The following is a 15,178-nucleotide window of genomic DNA, read 5'->3' on the forward strand; positions in this document are numbered from 1 at the left end:
TCGCTCCGCTGTGCTCAGTGGCTGGTGCCGAGGTAGGCGCTGATCACGTCCTCGTTGGCACGCACCTCGTCGGGCGTGCCGTCGCCGATCTTCTTGCCGTAGTCCAGCACCACCACGCGGTCGCTGATGTCCATCACCACGCCCATGTCGTGCTCGATCAGCACGATGGTGGTGGCGAACTCCTCGTTGACATCCAGCACGAAGCGGCACATGTCCTGCTTCTCTTCCACGTTCATGCCGGCCATGGGCTCGTCCAGCAGCAGCACCTGCGGCTCCATGGCCAGCGCGCGGCCCAGGTCCACCCGCTTCTGCAGTCCGTAGGGCAGACGGCCCACCGGGGTCTTGCGGTAGGCCTGGATCTCGAGGAAGTCGATGATGTGCTCGACGAAGGCGCGGTGCTCCTCCTCCTCGCGCTGGGCGGCGCCCAGCCGGAACGCCTGCTGGAAGATGTTGGTCTTCATCTTCAGGTTGCGCCCGGTCATGATGTTGTCGATGACATTCATGCCCTTGAACAGCGCCAGGTTCTGGAAAGTGCGCGCCACGCCCATCTCGGCCACCTGGCGGCGGCTCATGTGGCTGAAGGTCTGGCCGCGGAAGGTGATGCTGCCCTGCTGCGGCTGGTAGACGCCGTTGATGCAGTTGAGCATGCTGCTCTTGCCGGCGCCGTTGGGGCCGATGATGGCGCGGATCTCGTGCTCGCGCACATCGAAGCTGATGTCGGTCAGCGCCTTCACCCCGCCGAAGGCCAGGCTGATGTTCTTGACCTCGAGGATCACGTCGCCGTGCTGGCGAGCGGTGTCGGTTGCAGCCATGTCAGGCAGCCTTCTTCATGGCGGGAAAGGTCTTGGCGTCGGCGATCTTCAGCGTGGCCGAGACACTGCCGCTGCGTCCGTCCTCGAAGGTGACGACGGTCTCGATGTACTGCTCGGTCTTGCCGCCGTAGAGCGCATCGACCAGCACGCCGTACTTGCCGGCGATGGCGCCGCGCTTGACCTTGCGGGTGCGCGTCATCTCGCCGTCGTCGGCGTCCAGCTCCTTGTGCAGGATCAGGAAGCGCGTCACCTGGCTGCCGGCCAGCAGCGCATCGTGCGCCAGGTCGGCATTGACCTTCTCCACGCAGTCGCGGATCAGGTCGTAGACCTCGGGCTTCTGGGCGATGTCGGCATAGCCGGCGTAGCCCAGGTTGCGGCGCTCGGCCCAGTTGCCCACGGCTTCCATGTCGATGTTGATGAAGGCGCAGACCCGGTCGCGCCGGTCGCCGAAGGCCACCGCCTCCTTGATGAACGGGAAGAACTTCAGCTTGTTCTCCACGTACTTGGGCGCAAACATGGCGCCGTCGTGGGCGCCACCCTGGAGCCGGCCCACGTCCTTGTGGCGGTCGATGATCTTCAGGTGGCCGCTGTCGTCGATGAAGCCGGCGTCGCCGGTGTGGTACCAGCCATCGGCCGTCAGCACCTCGGCCGTGGCTGCCGGGTTCTTGTAGTACTCCTTGAGCAGGCCCGGGCTCTTGACCATGATCTCGCCGTTGTCGGCGAGCTTGATCTCCACGCCTTGCACCGGCACGCCCACGGTGTCGGCGCGGGCTTCATGGTCGGGCTGCAGGCAGACGAACACGGCCGTCTCGGTGCTGCCGTACAGCTGCTTCAGGTTCACGCCGATGCTGCGGTAGAAGGTGAACAGGTCGGGCCCGATGGCCTCGCCGGCGGTGTAGGCCACCCGCACCCGGCTCAGGCCCAGGCTGTTGCGCAGCGGGCCGTAGATGGCCCAGTCGCCCAGCCTCCACTTCAGCTTGTCCATGGCCGACACCGGCTGGCCGTCCAGCAGCGCCGGGCCCACCCGCCGGGCCACCGCCATGCAGGCGTCGAACAGCTTGCGCTTGAGCGGGCTGGCGTCCTCCATGCGGATCATCACGCTGGTCAGCAGGCCCTCGAACACCCGCGGCGGCGCGAAGTAGTAGGTCGGGCCCACTTCCTTCAGGTCGATGGTGACAGTGGCGGCCGATTCAGGGCAGTTGACGATGTAGCCGCAGCACAGCCACTGGGCGTAGCTGAAGATGTTCTGGCCGATCCAGGCCGGCGGCATGTAGGCCAGCACTTCTTCCCGGTTCGTCAGCTTGTCGAAGGCCTGGCCAGCGGCGGCGCGGTCGAGCAGGCTGAAGTGGGTGTGCACCACGCCCTTGGGGTTGCCGGTGGTGCCACTGGTGAAGAACATCGCCGCCACGTCGTGCGGCTGGCAGCGCGCCACGGCGGCGTCGAAGAAGCCGGTGTCGCGCTGGTGGCGGGCGGCGCCGGCTTCGGCCAGCATGTCCAGCGCGGCGAGACCGGGTTCGTCGTACTTGCGCAGGCCGCGCGGGTCGTCGTACCAGATGCAGGCCAGCTGCGGGCACTGGGTGCGGATCTCCAGCAGCTTGTCCACCTGTTCCTGGTTCTCGACCACCGCGAAGCGCACCTCGGCGTTGTTGATCGGGAACACGAACTCCAGGCTGGCCGCATCCTGGTACAGCGGCACCGGCACGCCGCCCAGGGCCTGCACCGCCAGCATGCTGGCGTACAGCCGCGGCCGGTTGTCGCCCACCACCACCACATGGTCGCCGCGTTGCAGGCCGGCCTCGGCCAGGCCGCAGGCCAGCTGGCGCACCAGCGCGGCCAGTTGCGACCAGCTGGTCGTCTGCCAGATGCCAAAGCTCTTCTCGCGCAGGGCCGGCGCATCGGGCCGGGCCTGGGCATGGTCGAGCATCAATCGGGGAAAGGTCGTCTGCACCAGCCACTCCTTGCACTGCGGGCGGCGGCAGGGCCGCACCATCAGCGTTGGAGGCGGATGCTAGGGACTGGTTTGACGTCAGCTTGTCGGTCCAACGACAATCTCCGGGACATCCCCGGGGCGGACTTTCCCCAGGTGCCGGTGTCAGTCACCAGCAAGACAAGCGGCCTATGACACTTGCACCCACCCCCAGCCTGCGCCAGCGTGCGCGGCCGGCCACCGCCGACGAGCTGGCCGGCATTCCCTGGCTGGCCCTGCTGGGCGACGACGACCGGCGGGCTGCGGTCGATGCGCTGCAGGTGGGCGAGGCAGAACCGGGTGACCGGGTGTGCCGGCATGGCGCGCCCAGCACCTACTGGTTCGGCGTGGTCGACGGCCTGCTGAAGATGAGCAACGTCGGCGCCGACGGCCAGCCCATCACCTACACCGGCCTGCCGCCGGGCGCCTGGTTCGGCGAGGGCACGCTGCTCAAGCGCGAGGTCTACCGCTACAACATCGAGGCGCTGCGCAAGAGCACCGTCGCCGGCCTGCCGATCGCCATGTTCTGGCGCCTGCTGGAGCGCAGCATCCCGTTCAACCGCTTCGTGATGAACCAGCTCAACGAGCGGCTGGGCCAGTTCATCGCGGCGCGCGAGATCGACCGCACCAACCAGCCCGATGCGCGGGTGGCCCGCAGCCTGGCGTCGCTGTTCCACCCGGTGCTCTACCCCGGCGTGGGCCAGCTGCTGCGCATCACCCAGCAGGAGCTGGCCTGGCTGGTGGGCCTGTCGCGCCAGCGGGTCAACCAGGCGCTGGTCGCGCTGCAGGCTGCCGGCCTGATCCGCATCGAATACGGCGGCGTGCGGGTGATCGACCTCGACCGCCTGCGCAGCGCCCGGCTGGGCTGAGCCTCAGCGGCTGCGGCGGCCCGCCACGCCCACCAGGGCCAGGCCGCCCAGCAGCAGGGCCCACTGGCCCGGCTCGGGCACGGCGCTGATGCTGTAGCTGCCGAAGCCGCCCAGCCCGTCCGCGCCCTGGTAGGCCAGGTAGGCGTCCGCGAACTGGCCGGTCAGGCTGGGCACCAGCGACAGCCAGGGCCGCAGGCCGGCATCGGCGCTGTCGGCATCGGTGTAGTCCAGGCCGATGAACTGGCCGGCCTCGAACATCGCTGTGGCCGGTGCATCGGCGCTGGCCAGGTCGTAGGTCTGGCCGGCGAACTGCAGCTGGAAGGCCTGCAGCGCCACGCTGCCACTGAAGTCGCCGACGACCGGGCTGGCATCGTAGGCAAAGCTGCCACTGAACACGGTGCCGGCCAGGGGGCCGCTGTCGGTGCTGCCGGTCAGCTGGAACGGGCTGCTGGCCGCCTGGGCCAGGCCGCTGCCGAGCAGGGCGGCCAGGGCCAGGCCGGCGTAGATGGTGCGGGTGGACTGGGGGCGCATGGGGGGCCTTTGGCGGTCGGTTGGGCTGCGCATCACAGGCGCAGGTTGTCGGGCGTGGTCAGCGCGCTGCAGGCCACGCTGCGCAGCAGGGCCACCGGGCGGCTGCGCTGCGCGCCGGCGCTGCCGTCGGGGTCGACCGACACCAATGCGTCGCCCCCCTGGTTGCTGCACGCCAGGTGGCCGGTGGCCAGCGGCTGGGCGGGTGCCGACAGGCTGCGCAGCAGGCTGGTCAGCACCAGGCTGTCGCGACCTGGGCGGAAGCCCACGATGGTGTCGCCACCATCGAGCACGCTCTGGAAGATGAACTGGTTGCGGCCGCTGCCGGCATGCAGCACATCGCGGCCGGGGCCGCCGATCAGCACGGTGTCGGCTGCGCCGGCCACCAGCTGGTCGGCGCCGGCCGTGCCGCGCAGCAGCACCGGCGGCGTCAGCGCCAGCGCCACCACCGCCGGGTCGTGGTCGGAATTCCGGAACTCGTCGGCCGCAAAGAGGCTGGCCACCTGGCCGGCGCTCTTGAAATTGACGTTGTAGTCCAGCACGCTGGGCTCGTCGGCATTGATGTGCCAGTGCGCCGCGCCTGCCACCTGGCCCAGCGCCAGCGTGGGCGTGGCCAGCGCATGGTCCAGGTAGCCCCACTGGCCGTTGAACACATAGCCGTAGGCGGGGGCACCGCCGTGGTCCTGCATCAGGTCGCGCCAGCCTGCATTGGTGAAGGTGGTGACCGCGTCTTCCCGGGCATAGGCGTTCAGGTCGCCCAGGATCAGCACATCGGGCTCGGCCGTGCCGGTGGGGTCGCTGGCCAGCCAGGCGCGCAGCTGCAGCGCGGCCTGCAGGCGCACCGCGCTGCAGTTGCCCTGGCCGTCGCCGGCATCGGGCTGGTCGCAGGCGCTGCCCTTGCTCTTGAGGTGGTTGATCACCGTGATGAAGCGGGCCCCGTCGGGCTGCTCCCAAGCCTGGGCCAGGGCGGGCCGGCTGCGCGGGCTGCCATCGCCGCCGTTGACGAAGGCCAGGCTGTTGAGCACTGCGGTGCGACCCACCGGACGCAGCCGCTGCGGCTGGTGGATGAAGGCCACCTTGATCGCGTCGCTGCCCAGCGCGTTGGTCTGGCCGGTGCGGGCGTCGGCGTCGATCAGGGCATAGCGGCCGGGTGCCGTGGCGGTGTTCAGCGCGTCGACCAGGGCCTGCAGTGCGCTGCCGGGGCCGTGGCCGTCGTTCTCGATCTCCACCAGGCCCACCACGGCGGCATCCAGCTTCAGCAGGGCGGCCACGGTCTTGGCCAGCTGCCGCGGGTACTCCACCGCGAACTGCGCTGCCTGGTTGGCCGCGCCGTTGATGTCGGAGCCGGCGCCGCGGCAATCTGTGGCCGGCGCGCCCACGCCGCCGGTGCAGCCGGCCACGTTGTTGAAGAAGTTCAGCACATTGAAGCCGGCCACGCGCAGCGCGGCACCGGGCAGCGGCGCCTGTGCGGGCCGCGGGTTGGCAGCCTCGAAGGCCGGCACCGTGCCGCCCAGCGCGCCCAGCGGCCGCACCCGCCAGGCATTGCCGCTGGCGGCATTGCCGGCCCAGGTGAAGGTCATCACGCCGACGATGCCGCGGGTGGTGTCGCCGCCGCGCAGGGTGTTGCTGGCCGACAGCGGCTGGCCGCCGCGGCCCCAGACGATCGGATCCGGGTTCTGCGACTGCAGGCTGTCGTCCAGGATGATGCGGCCGCGCTGGTTGGCGGCCTCCAGCGCCACGGCCGCCGGGCCAGGCGGCAGCAGGTGGGTGGGCTGCACCTGGCGGCCGTTGACCGACAGCACCACCTGGCCGAAGCGGCCGAGCTGGAAGTGCTCGGTCACCGACAGCGTCTGCGGCAGCCGCACCAGCATGCCTTCGTAGCGCTCTGCCGCGGCGGTGTCGGCAAAGGGCAGCAGCACATCGGTGGGCGCCACGCTGCCATTGCCGCAGGCCACGATGGTGGCGGTGCTGGTCGGCGTGATCTGCGTCTGGCCCTGGAACTCGCTGACCAGGCCGGTCACCCGCACCACCTGGCCCACCGACACGCTGTTGTTGCTGCCGTTGAAGACGAACACGCCTTCGGACGTGGCCGGGTCGCCATCGTCCAGCTGGCTCTGCAGGTAGAAGCCGCGCAGCGCCGGGCTGGCGCCTTCAAAGTCACCCACCACCACGCCCTGCACGGTGACGGTGCTGCCGGCCAGCGGCGAGGTGTCGCCGGTGCCCTGCACCTGGCCGATGGCCGTGGCGGGCTGGCTGCAGGCGGCGGGCAGGGTCTGGGCCTGGGCCTGGGCTGGCCACTGCAGCAGCAGCAGGGTGGCAGCGGCCAGGGCGGTGGCGCGGATCGGCGGGCGTGGGGTCATCGTGCTTCCGGCGGTGGAGGGGGCGTCAGGCCTGGCGGCGGCGGGCCAGCATGCCGACGGCGGCCAGACCGGCCAGCATCAGCGCATAGGTCTCGGGCTCGGGCACGGCGGTGACGCTGAAGGCGGTGGTGTCGGGCAGCACCGAGGTGCCGTTGCCGCCCACATTGATGGCCCAGTTGCCGGGCGCGTTCACCAACGGCGCGTAGGCGGCGAACGTGGCTTCACCAGCGCGGGTGCCGGTGTAGCCGGCGAAGTCGGTGCTGCTCGTCAGCTTGATGGCGTTGACGCCGGCAGTCAGGCCGACGGTGGTCAGCGCGTTGGTGTTCGACTCGGTCGACACCGCTGTCAGCATGGTGGTGACCGATGTGGCGCTGCTGCCGAGAAAGGCGTAGATGGTTTCTGCGGTGGCACTCAAGCCCAGGTTGCCACTGTTGACCACCGCCAGGCTGCCGGCCGACGCGGCGCGCCCGTCCGCATCGATGGCCGAGAAGCGCACCACCGTGCCGGCTGCGATCACGTTGGCGCCAGTGTTCCAGCTGAACGACGACTCCGTCGTGCCGATGGTGGTCGCACTGCTGGCGGTGCCATCGGAGAAGAACACCTGCGTGCCGGCCGCGATGTCGACGAAGGTCACCAGCGACCAGCCGTCTTCGTCGGCGTTGAAGGCGGTGAAGGCGAGATCGCCGGTGGTCAGGGCATGGGCGGGGGCCACGGCGGCGGCGATGGCGGCCAGGGCGAACAGCGTCTTCATGGGGCAGCTCCAGGGTCTGTGAACAATTGCACGGACCGACCGGTCCGGCGCTGCCCACGACCATAGAAGCCGAAGATGAATCTGCCGTGACGGTGGCGCCGCATCTCGGCCCATGCGGCCTGGCGGCCGGTTCAGCGGTTGTTCACGCCGTGCGGCACATGGCCGGCCGGCGCATGGCCGGCTGCACCGGCGACATGGCGCGGGTGGTCGTCGAAGAAGAAGTCGGGTTGGAAGGCCCGCAGGAAGCCGCCCTTGGGCAGGCCGCCCAGGAACATCGCCTCGTCGACCTCGATCTCCCAGTCGATCAGCGTGCGGATCGCCCGCTCATGGGCGGGGGCGCTGCGTGCCGTCACCAGCGCGGTGCGCACCCGCATGCCCGAGGCGCCGCCGGCCCGGTGCAGCTGCTGCAGCGCCGACAGCAGGGGTTTGAACGGCCCCGCCCCCAGCGGCGTGCCGGCCTGGGCCTGCTCATGCCGCTGGAAGGCGGCCAGGCCGTCGCGCTGGTAGACCTGCTCGGCTTCGTCGGAGAACAGCACTGCATCACCGTCGAAGGCGATGCGCAGTTCCTGCGGATGGCCCTGCTCGGCCAGCGGCGGCTGCGGCACCACCCGTGCCGCCGGCACGCCGGCGGCCAGCGCGGCGCGCACGTCGGTCTCGTTGGCTGACAGGAACAACTGCGCGCCCAGCGCCGGCAGGTAGCGCCAGGGCGGTGCACCGCGGGTGAACACGCCACGCTCCACCGCCAGGCCGTAGTGCTTGCAGGAGCGGAACACCCGCAGGCCGGAGGCCGGATCGTTGCGCGACAGGATCACCACCTCCACCCGGGGTGGCGCTCCGGCCGCCGCACCGGCATTGAAGGCCAGCAGCTTGCGCGCCAGGCCGAAGGCCACGCCCGGCTGTGCCGGCGTCTCCAGCCGCTCCAGCTGCAGCTGCATGTAGGCATGGTCGTCGCCGGCCTCGAAGACCTGGTTCTCGGCCTCGAAATCAAACAGCGCGCGGGAGGCCAGCGCCACCACCAGTGGCGCGGCGTGCTCCGTTGCCGCGGCGGCGGGGCTGCTGTGCATGCGGCCGATGATAGGCGCGGCCCACCTGGCGGCGCAGGGCTTCAGTCGGCGCGCCGGCGGCCGATATGGCGGTGACTGCCGGCTCCCTGCTGGCCGGTCCACGCCATGCACCACCTGCTCCACACCCTGCTGCGTTGTCTGCTCGCGCTGACGCTCGTCGCCATGGTGGGCCAGGCGCGTGCCGATGCACCGGCGCCGCTGCTGCTGGACAGCGCCGACGGCGAGGTCGACGCCTGGCCGGCAGTGCGCCTGCTGTCCGACCCCGGTGGCGCGCTGCAGCTGGAGGCGGTGCGCCAGCAACTGGACCGCTTCACGCCGCCCGCCGGGCCGCATGCCAACCTGGGCCCGCGGCGCGATGTGGTGTGGCTGCACCTGCCGCTGCAGGCCACCGGCGGCGATGGCCGCTGGGTGCTGGACATCGCCTACCCGGTGCTCAACCAGGCCGATGTCTATCTGCTGCGCGGCGGCGAGGTGGTGCAGCAGGCGCGGCTGGGCGCGCTGCTGCCGTTCGCGCAGCGGCCGCTGCCGTCGCGCACCCACACCCTGGGGCTGGCGCTGGCGCCGGGCGAGCGCCATGACCTGCTGCTGCGGGTGCGCACCGAGAGCGCCATGGTGCTGCCGATCAGCCTGCGCCAACCCCAGGTGCAGCAGGCGCTGGAGGGCCGCCAGCTGGTGGTCCAGGGCCTGATGATGGGCGTGGCGCTGGCGCTGCTGGCCTACAGCCTGGCGCACTGGCTGAGCCTGCGCGATCCGCTGTTCCTGATGTACGCATTGATGGTGCTGGGCACCAGCACCTTCCTGGTCGACTTCACCGGCCTGGGCCAGCAGCTGCTGTGGTCCGAGCGCACCGGCCTGCTGGCCAAGATCTCGCCGATGTCGGTGCTGCTGGCGCTGGCCGCCGGCTCGCGCTTCGTCGCCTTGTCGCTGCAGACACAGCAGCACAGTCCGCGGGTGCACCGGGGGCTGATCCTGGTGGGCAACCTGGCGGCGCTGGGCCTGGCGCTCTCGCTGGTCGGCGTGCTGGACTACCGCGGCAGCCAGCTGGTGGCGGTGGTGCTGGGTCCGATGGCGCCGATGCTGGCCATCCCTGCGGCCTGGCAGCTGGCGCGCCAGGGCCACCGGGCCGCCCGCTACATGCTGGTGGGCTGGTGCACCTACACGCTGGGCGCCGTCAACATGGCCTGCGTGCTGCGCGGCTGGCTGCCGGCCAACGGATGGACGCTGCACTTCTTCCAGTGGACCTCGCTGGTGGAGATGCTGGTGTGGCTGCGGGTGCTGGGCCTGCACATCGAGGCGGTGCGCCGCCATGCCGAGCGCACCGAGCTGGAGCGGGCCGCCCTGGTCTCGCTGGCCCACACCGACGCGCTGACCGGCCTGCCCAACCGCCGCGGCCTGCAGCAGGCGCTGCAGGCGGCGCTGCCGTCGTGCACCGGTGGCCGCGCGCTGGCCGTCTTCCTGCTCGACCTGGACGGCTTCAAGCCGGTGAACGACCGCCTGGGCCACGATGCCGGTGACGACCTGCTGGTGCAGGTGGGCCAGCGGCTGCGCGCCCAGGTGCGCGGCGGCGACGTGGTGGCCCGGCTGGGCGGCGACGAGTTCGTCATCATGGCCCCCGGCATCCCCGGCGAGGCCGAGGCCCTGGTGCTGGGCCGCAAGCTGCTGGATGCCTTCAACCAGCCGTTCGAGGTGTCGGGCCAGGTCTGCCGGGTGGGCCTGACCATCGGTTTTGCACTGGCCCCGCACGACGGCATCCATGCCGACGACCTGCTCAAGCGCGCCGATGCCGCGATGTACGCCGGCAAGCAGGCCGGCCGCCACACGGTGCGCCGCGGCGGCGCGTCGCCGGGGCTGACCTTCAGTTCATGAAGCCCAGCGGGCCGCGCTTGCCGCCGTGGCCGGCGGCGGGCAGGTCGGCCAGGGCGATGCTGCCGCGGTCGTCGAGCCGGGCATTGCCGAAGGCCGTCATCCAGGCGCGGCGCATCTCGCGCGGGGCGAGGTCGGCCATGCGGTCGAGCACGTCGTCACCGGGATCGGGGTCGAAGCGCTGGCCCCAGTCATGCTGGCTGCGGATGCTGGCATACAGCCGCCGCGCGATGGTGCGCGCCGCATCGCGGTCGGGCATGTCGACCTGGTAGACATTCACCCGGTTCAGGATCGGCTCGGGGATGCAGCGCTCGTCGTTGGCGGTGGCCACCCAGATCAGCTGGCTGGCATCGACCGCCACCTCGGCGAACTCATCGACGAAGGCGCCGGCGGTGTCGTGCTCCAGCAGGCTGTACAGCGCGCCCAGCGGGTCGTAGGCATGCTCGCCGCGGGCCTTGTCGATCTCGTCGACCACCATCACCGGGTTGGCGTACTGGCCGTCGACCAGGGTCTCGAACACCTTGCCCGGCCGCGCACCCTTCCACTGGCTGCTGGCGCCCGACAGCACCCAGCCGGCCGTCAGCGAGCTCATCGAGATGAAGCCCATGCCGGTGCCCAGCAGCTTGGCCACCTCGCGGGCGAAGTGGGTCTTGCCCACGCCCGGCGGGCCCAGCAACAGCATCGGCGTGATTTCCAGCGCGTCGCGGCTGTCGTGGCACAGCGCCAGCTGCCGGCGGATGTCGTCGAGCACGGCATGGAAGTTCGGCAGCTCGTCGTACAGGTGCTCCATCGCCGGCAGCCCGCTGGGCTTGACCTGGAACCGCTCCGGCCCCTTCTCCAGCATGCGCTCGTAGGTGCCGCGCAGGTGCTCGTGCTCCTTGGGCGGCAGCTTCTGCAGCCGCCGTTCCACTTCGTCACAGCGGTAGACGCTGCGCATCTGGGCCACCGAGAACGCGCTGCCGCGTCGGGCGGCGGGCGCCATGGCCACCAGGTCGGTTGACGGACTGCTCATCCACGCACCTCCGAAGGAACTTGCACCACCATTGAAGCGCCGCTGGCAGCGGACGACGGGCAGAACAGCCGGACCATCACCCGCTTGTTGGCGGCGTCCAAATCCTAGCAAGAGCCAGGCCGTTGCGCTGCGGCCGGGTGTCCCCCTGCGTCGCGGGGATGCGGCGCATCGCCCGGCACCGCAGTTCAAGCCTGCCGGACGGCACTTCATCGCAGCCGGGCTGCCGGCGACCGCGCCGGCGGGCAGGATGGCGACATCGCTGCCAGGATCCGCCACCATGCAAGCCACCACCGCCCCAGCCACCCGCCGCCCCATCCACCGCCTGGCCGCGCGCCTGCTGCGCTGGCTGGACCCGGTCTTCGCCGTGACCCTGACCGCCGCCCTGGCGATGGTGATGCTGACCGCCTGGCCCGGCCTGGCCCAGGGCGCCGAGACCGTCAGCGAGGCCCGCAGCGTCGGCAGCTTCGATGCGGTGCAGACCCTGGGCCCGACCGTGAAGGTGCGCCAGGGTGCCAGCGCCGGCGTCACCGTGGCGGCCGAGCGCGATCTGCTGCCGCGGCTGGAGACGGTGGTGGAAGACACCCGCCTGGGCAAGACCCTGGTGGTGCGCTGGAAGCGCGGCCACGCCACCGTCAACTTCTGGACCAAGGGCAGCGAGCCGGTGGTCACCATCACCACGCCGCGGCTGACCGGGTTGCTGGTCAGCGGCTCGGGCGACATCCAGGCCGACGGCCTGAGCGTGCCCGCGCTGTCGGCCCAGGTGGAAGGCTCGGGCGACATCCGCCTGACCGGCCTGGCCACCGACGCGCTGACGCTGGCAGTGGCCGGCTCGGGCGACATCAGCGCCAGCGGCCGCAGCGCGCGGCTGCAGGTCAGCGTGGCGGGCAGCGGCGACATCCGTGCCGACAGCCTGGCCGCCGACACGGTGGATGTCAGCATCGCCGGCAGCGGCGATGTGAAGGTGCAGGCCGACAAGACCCTGGCCGTCAACATCGCCGGCTCGGGCGACGTGGTCTACAGCGGCAACGCCGTGGTGCGCAAGTCCATCATCGGCAGCGGCGCGGTCACCCGGCGCTGACGCTGGCGCTGCGCACAATCGCCCCCGGGTGCAACACGGGGGCGGCATGGCAACACAGACAGACACAGCGGCGGGGCCGGCGCACCTGGCCATCGTCGGCTGCGGCTTCACCGGCACCTCGGCCCTGCTGCAACTGGTCGACCGCTGCCCGGTGCAGCGCATCACCGTGTTCGAGGCCAGCGGCGACTTCGGCCCCGGCTTCCCCTACCGGCGCGACGACAGCCCCGCCTACCTGCTGAACAACACCACCGACACCCTGTGCCTGCTGCCGCACAACCGGCAGGCCTTCATCGCCTGGCTGCGCGGCCAGGGCGAGGCGGTGGAGCCCAAGGGCCACCTGCCGCGCCGGCGCTATGGCGACTTCCTGGCCGATGCGGTGGCCGCGGTGGCCACGCTGGCCGCCGCCAAGGGCATCACGCTGGAACGCATCCCCGCCGAGGTGACGGCGCTGGACGAGCCCGCCGAGGCCGACGGCGGCGGCGTGCGCCTGCACTGGGCCGGCGGCACGCTGCGGGCCGATGCGGTGCTGCTGGCCACCGGCCGCTGCCCGGGGCGCGACCCGATCGGCCCGCCGCCGGCCGGCAGCGGCGCGCTGCTGGTGGCCGACCCTGTGCGCGACCGCACGCTGGATGCGCTGCCGCCGGACGCCACGGTGCATGTGCTGGGCGCCTCGCTGTCGGCCTACGACGTGGTCAACCGGCTGTTTGCGCCCGGGACGGGCTGTCGTTTCGAGCGTGGCGCCGACGGTGCGCTGCAGTTCATTCCCGGCCCGAACCGGCGGCGGGTGCTGCTGTGCTCGCGCAGCGGCCGCCTCAAGCACCTGCAGAGCCGCCAGCCCATGGCGCTGCAGCGGCGCCACTTCACGCGGCCGGCACTGCAGGCCCTGGCCGCCGATGGCGCGCTGACGCTGGCGGCGCTGCGCCGCCTGGTCGATGCCGAGGCCCGGGCGCATGGCGTGGCGCTGGACTGGCCGGCGCTGCTGCAGCCCCATGCCGGTTGCGCCGATGCGGCCGCAGTGAACGCGCGCGCCGCCGCGCTGCTGGACGCGGCCATCGCCGACTGCGTGCAGGGCCGCAACTTCCTGGTCGACCTGGGCGGCGACCTGCAGACCCTGCTGTGGGACCTGTTCGCCCAGCGCCTGCTGCCCCCGGACGAAGAGCGGCGTTACCGCCAGTCGGTCGAGTCGGCGGTGCTCGGCTGGACGGCACCCTGCCCGCTGCCCACCGCCGAGCGGCTGCGCGCGCTGATGCGGGCCGGCGCACTGCAGGTGCGCCACGGCGTGCACGGCGTGCAGTGGTCGGATGCCGACGCCGGCTGGCGCATCGCCTGCGCCTTCGGGGACGAGGTGGCGCGGGTGCTGGTCAACACCACCGGCGCGCTCGACCGCCGCGTCGACAGCCCGGCGCAGCCGCCGCTGGTGCGCAACCTGGCTGCGCAGGGCCTGCTGCAGGCCTACCGCTGCGGCGGCGCCGTGGCCGATGGCGCCGCGGTCGACCTGGCCACCGGCCGCGCCACCGGCAGCCGCCATGTGTACCTGGCCGGCATGTGGCTGTGGGGGCCGGGCTTCTTCACCAGCTCGGCCTTCATGATGGCCCGGGCGGTGCAGACCGTGCTGGCCGGGCTGTACCCCGGCCAGGTGCAGCCGCCTGCCACGCCCGCTACTTGACCCAGGTGTTGAGCTGGATGATCGGCAGCAGCACCGCCAGCACGATCAGCATCACCACGCCGCCCATCGCCACGATCAGCAGCGGCTCCAGGATGGTGGCCAGCGCCATCGCCCGGCGCTGCACCTCGCCGGTGAGCTGGCGGGCGGCGCGGTCCAGCATCTGGGGCAGCTGGCCGGTCTGCTCGCCCAGGCGGGCGAACATCGCCAGCAGGCCGGGGAAGCGCTTCTTGGCCGCCAGCGCGGCGGCCAGCGGCGCGCCTTCGCGCACCTGCACCAGGGCGTCCAGCGCATCGGCGCGCAGGGCGCGGTTGTTCAGCGTCTCGGCCGCGGCCTGCAGCGCCTTCAGGATGGGCACGCCGGCATTGGCCAGCATGGCCAGCGTGCCGGCGAAGCGCGCCGCGTTGTAGCCGCGCGCCACCCGGCCGATCAGCGGCAGGGTGAGGAAGCCGGCATCGAAGCGCTGGCGGAAGGCCTCGCCGCGCAGCGCCAGGCCCAGCAGCACGCCGCCGACCGCAGCGGCCAGCAGCACCGCCCAGCCCCAGCTGCGCACGAAGGCGCTGAGCCCCAGCATCGCGGTGGTCAGCCAGGGCAGCGCCCGCTGGTTGCTGGTGAACACGCTGGCCACCTGCGGCACCACATAGGTGACCAGGAAGACCACGATCAGGAAGGCGATGGCTGAGACGATGGCCGGGTACAGCGCCGCACCCAGCAGCTTGCTGCGCAGGGCCTGGCGTTCCTCCAGGTCGTCGGCCAGGCGTTCGAGCACGCCGCCCAGCGCGCCGCTCTGCTCGCCGGCGGCCACCACCGCGCGGTAGACGTCGTCAAACTCGCGCGGCGCGCTGGCCAGCGCGCGGGCGAAGGGCGAGCCGGCATTCACCTCGGCGCGCAGGTGGGCCACCAGGTCGCGCTGGGCGGGCTGGTCGGCCTCGTCGGCCAGGGCGGTCAGCGCCCGCTCCAGCGGCAGGCCGGCGCCCACCAGGCCGGCCAGCTGGCGTGTCCACACCGCCAGGCCGGTGCTGCCGAACACCCGCCGGCGCCAGCGCGCCGCGCCGGCGCTCTGCACGCTGGCAGCCAGCGCGGCCACGCTCAGCGGCACCAGGCCTTGCGTGCGTAGTTGGCTGCGGGCGGCCTTGGCGTTCTCGGCCTCCACCACGCCGGTGCGTGGCTTGCCGGCGTCGTCGAGGGCTTCGTAGGTGTAGGCCGGCATGC

Annotated in this window: 12 protein-coding genes; 4 read left to right on the forward strand and 8 right to left on the reverse strand. The window is 71.8% G+C overall.

Going from position 1 to position 15,178, the window contains the following annotated elements; genetic code table 11:
* Positions 1-14: 14 nt before the first annotated feature.
* Positions 15-812 carry an ABC transporter ATP-binding protein gene (locus FFT10_RS24080; RefSeq protein ID WP_137735431.1) on the reverse strand — a complete coding sequence of 266 codons (798 nt, stop codon included), beginning with the start codon at positions 810-812 and terminating at the stop codon, positions 15-17.
* Position 813: 1 nt separating this feature from the next.
* Positions 814-2,760 carry an AMP-dependent synthetase/ligase gene (locus tag FFT10_RS24085; protein WP_137735432.1) on the reverse strand — a complete coding sequence of 649 codons (1,947 nt, stop codon included), beginning with the start codon at positions 2,758-2,760 and terminating at the stop codon, positions 814-816.
* 170 nt (positions 2,761-2,930) lie between these two features.
* Between FFT10_RS24085 and FFT10_RS24090 the strand changes: the two genes are divergently transcribed.
* Entirely contained in the window at positions 2,931-3,647 is a 717-nt protein-coding gene (locus tag FFT10_RS24090; RefSeq protein ID WP_137735433.1) for a Crp/Fnr family transcriptional regulator, read from the forward strand.
* Between the two features lie 3 nt (positions 3,648-3,650).
* Here the strand turns inward: FFT10_RS24090 and FFT10_RS24095 are convergent, their stop codons facing one another.
* From FFT10_RS24095 to FFT10_RS24110, 4 genes are all read right to left on the reverse strand, one after another.
* Positions 3,651-4,178: a PEP-CTERM sorting domain-containing protein gene (locus tag FFT10_RS24095; protein ID WP_137735434.1), complete on the reverse strand. Its 528-nt coding sequence runs from the start codon at positions 4,176-4,178 to the stop codon at positions 3,651-3,653.
* A 32-nt stretch (positions 4,179-4,210) separates the two neighbouring features.
* Positions 4,211-6,535 carry an ExeM/NucH family extracellular endonuclease gene (locus FFT10_RS24100; RefSeq protein WP_137735435.1) on the reverse strand — a complete coding sequence of 775 codons (2,325 nt, stop codon included), beginning with the start codon at positions 6,533-6,535 and terminating at the stop codon, positions 4,211-4,213.
* Positions 6,536-6,560: 25 nt separating this feature from the next.
* A complete protein-coding gene (locus tag FFT10_RS24105; protein WP_228027284.1) occupies positions 6,561-7,286 on the reverse strand; it encodes a PEP-CTERM sorting domain-containing protein in 726 nt (241 codons plus the stop codon).
* Between the two features lie 131 nt (positions 7,287-7,417).
* A complete protein-coding gene (locus FFT10_RS24110) occupies positions 7,418-8,350 on the reverse strand; it encodes a 5'-nucleotidase (protein ID WP_137735436.1) in 933 nt (310 codons plus the stop codon).
* 105 nt (positions 8,351-8,455) lie between these two features.
* Between FFT10_RS24110 and FFT10_RS24115 the strand changes: the two genes are divergently transcribed.
* Entirely contained in the window at positions 8,456-10,216 is a 1,761-nt protein-coding gene (locus tag FFT10_RS24115) for a diguanylate cyclase (protein ID WP_137735437.1), read from the forward strand.
* Here FFT10_RS24115 and FFT10_RS24120 read toward each other — a convergent pair.
* Complete coding sequence (locus FFT10_RS24120; RefSeq protein ID WP_174246145.1) at positions 10,206-11,225, reverse strand: AAA family ATPase; 1,020 nt, start codon at positions 11,223-11,225, stop codon at positions 10,206-10,208. The two genes, FFT10_RS24115 and FFT10_RS24120, sit on opposite strands and share 11 nt — an antisense overlap.
* 277 nt (positions 11,226-11,502) lie before the next feature.
* On the opposite strand from FFT10_RS24120, the gene FFT10_RS24125 reads away from it, so the two are divergent.
* Together FFT10_RS24125 and FFT10_RS24130 are read left to right on the forward strand one after the other, a co-directional pair.
* Entirely contained in the window at positions 11,503-12,303 is an 801-nt protein-coding gene (locus FFT10_RS24125) for a head GIN domain-containing protein (RefSeq protein WP_137735438.1), read from the forward strand.
* A 46-nt stretch (positions 12,304-12,349) separates the two neighbouring features.
* Entirely contained in the window at positions 12,350-13,969 is a 1,620-nt protein-coding gene (locus FFT10_RS24130) for an FAD/NAD(P)-binding protein (RefSeq protein WP_137735439.1), read from the forward strand.
* Here FFT10_RS24130 and gspF read toward each other — a convergent pair.
* Positions 13,962-15,176, reverse strand: a complete 1,215-nt coding sequence (gspF, locus tag FFT10_RS24135; protein ID WP_137735440.1) for a type II secretion system inner membrane protein GspF — start codon at positions 15,174-15,176, stop codon at positions 13,962-13,964. The two genes, FFT10_RS24130 and gspF, sit on opposite strands and share 8 nt — an antisense overlap.
* Between the last annotated feature and the right edge of the window lie 2 nt (positions 15,177-15,178).

Origin of the sequence: Pseudaquabacterium pictum (assembly GCF_005403045.1) — a bacterium.
In the GTDB taxonomy this organism is placed as follows: Bacteria; Pseudomonadota; Gammaproteobacteria; order Burkholderiales; family Burkholderiaceae_C; genus Pseudaquabacterium; species Pseudaquabacterium pictum.

Excerpts from the sequence above, each read along its gene's own strand:
- FFT10_RS24080 (WP_137735431.1), bottom strand. The coding sequence starts at position 812 with ATGGCTGCAACCGACACCGCTCGCCAGCACGGCGACGTGATCCTCGAG.
- FFT10_RS24090 (WP_137735433.1), top strand. The coding sequence starts at position 2,931 with ATGACACTTGCACCCACCCCCAGCCTGCGCCAGCGTGCGCGGCCGGCC.
- FFT10_RS24095 (WP_137735434.1), bottom strand. The coding sequence starts at position 4,178 with ATGCGCCCCCAGTCCACCCGCACCATCTACGCCGGCCTGGCCCTGGCC.
- FFT10_RS24100 (WP_137735435.1), bottom strand. The coding sequence starts at position 6,535 with ATGACCCCACGCCCGCCGATCCGCGCCACCGCCCTGGCCGCTGCCACC.
- FFT10_RS24105 (WP_228027284.1), bottom strand. The coding sequence starts at position 7,286 with ATGAAGACGCTGTTCGCCCTGGCCGCCATCGCCGCCGCCGTGGCCCCC.
- FFT10_RS24110 (WP_137735436.1), bottom strand. The coding sequence starts at position 8,350 with ATGCACAGCAGCCCCGCCGCCGCGGCAACGGAGCACGCCGCGCCACTG.
- FFT10_RS24115 (WP_137735437.1), top strand. The coding sequence starts at position 8,456 with ATGCACCACCTGCTCCACACCCTGCTGCGTTGTCTGCTCGCGCTGACG.
- FFT10_RS24120 (WP_174246145.1), bottom strand. The coding sequence starts at position 11,225 with ATGAGCAGTCCGTCAACCGACCTGGTGGCCATGGCGCCCGCCGCCCGA.
- FFT10_RS24125 (WP_137735438.1), top strand. The coding sequence starts at position 11,503 with ATGCAAGCCACCACCGCCCCAGCCACCCGCCGCCCCATCCACCGCCTG.
- FFT10_RS24130 (WP_137735439.1), top strand. The coding sequence starts at position 12,350 with ATGGCAACACAGACAGACACAGCGGCGGGGCCGGCGCACCTGGCCATC.
- gspF (WP_137735440.1), bottom strand. The coding sequence starts at position 15,176 with ATGCCGGCCTACACCTACGAAGCCCTCGACGACGCCGGCAAGCCACGC.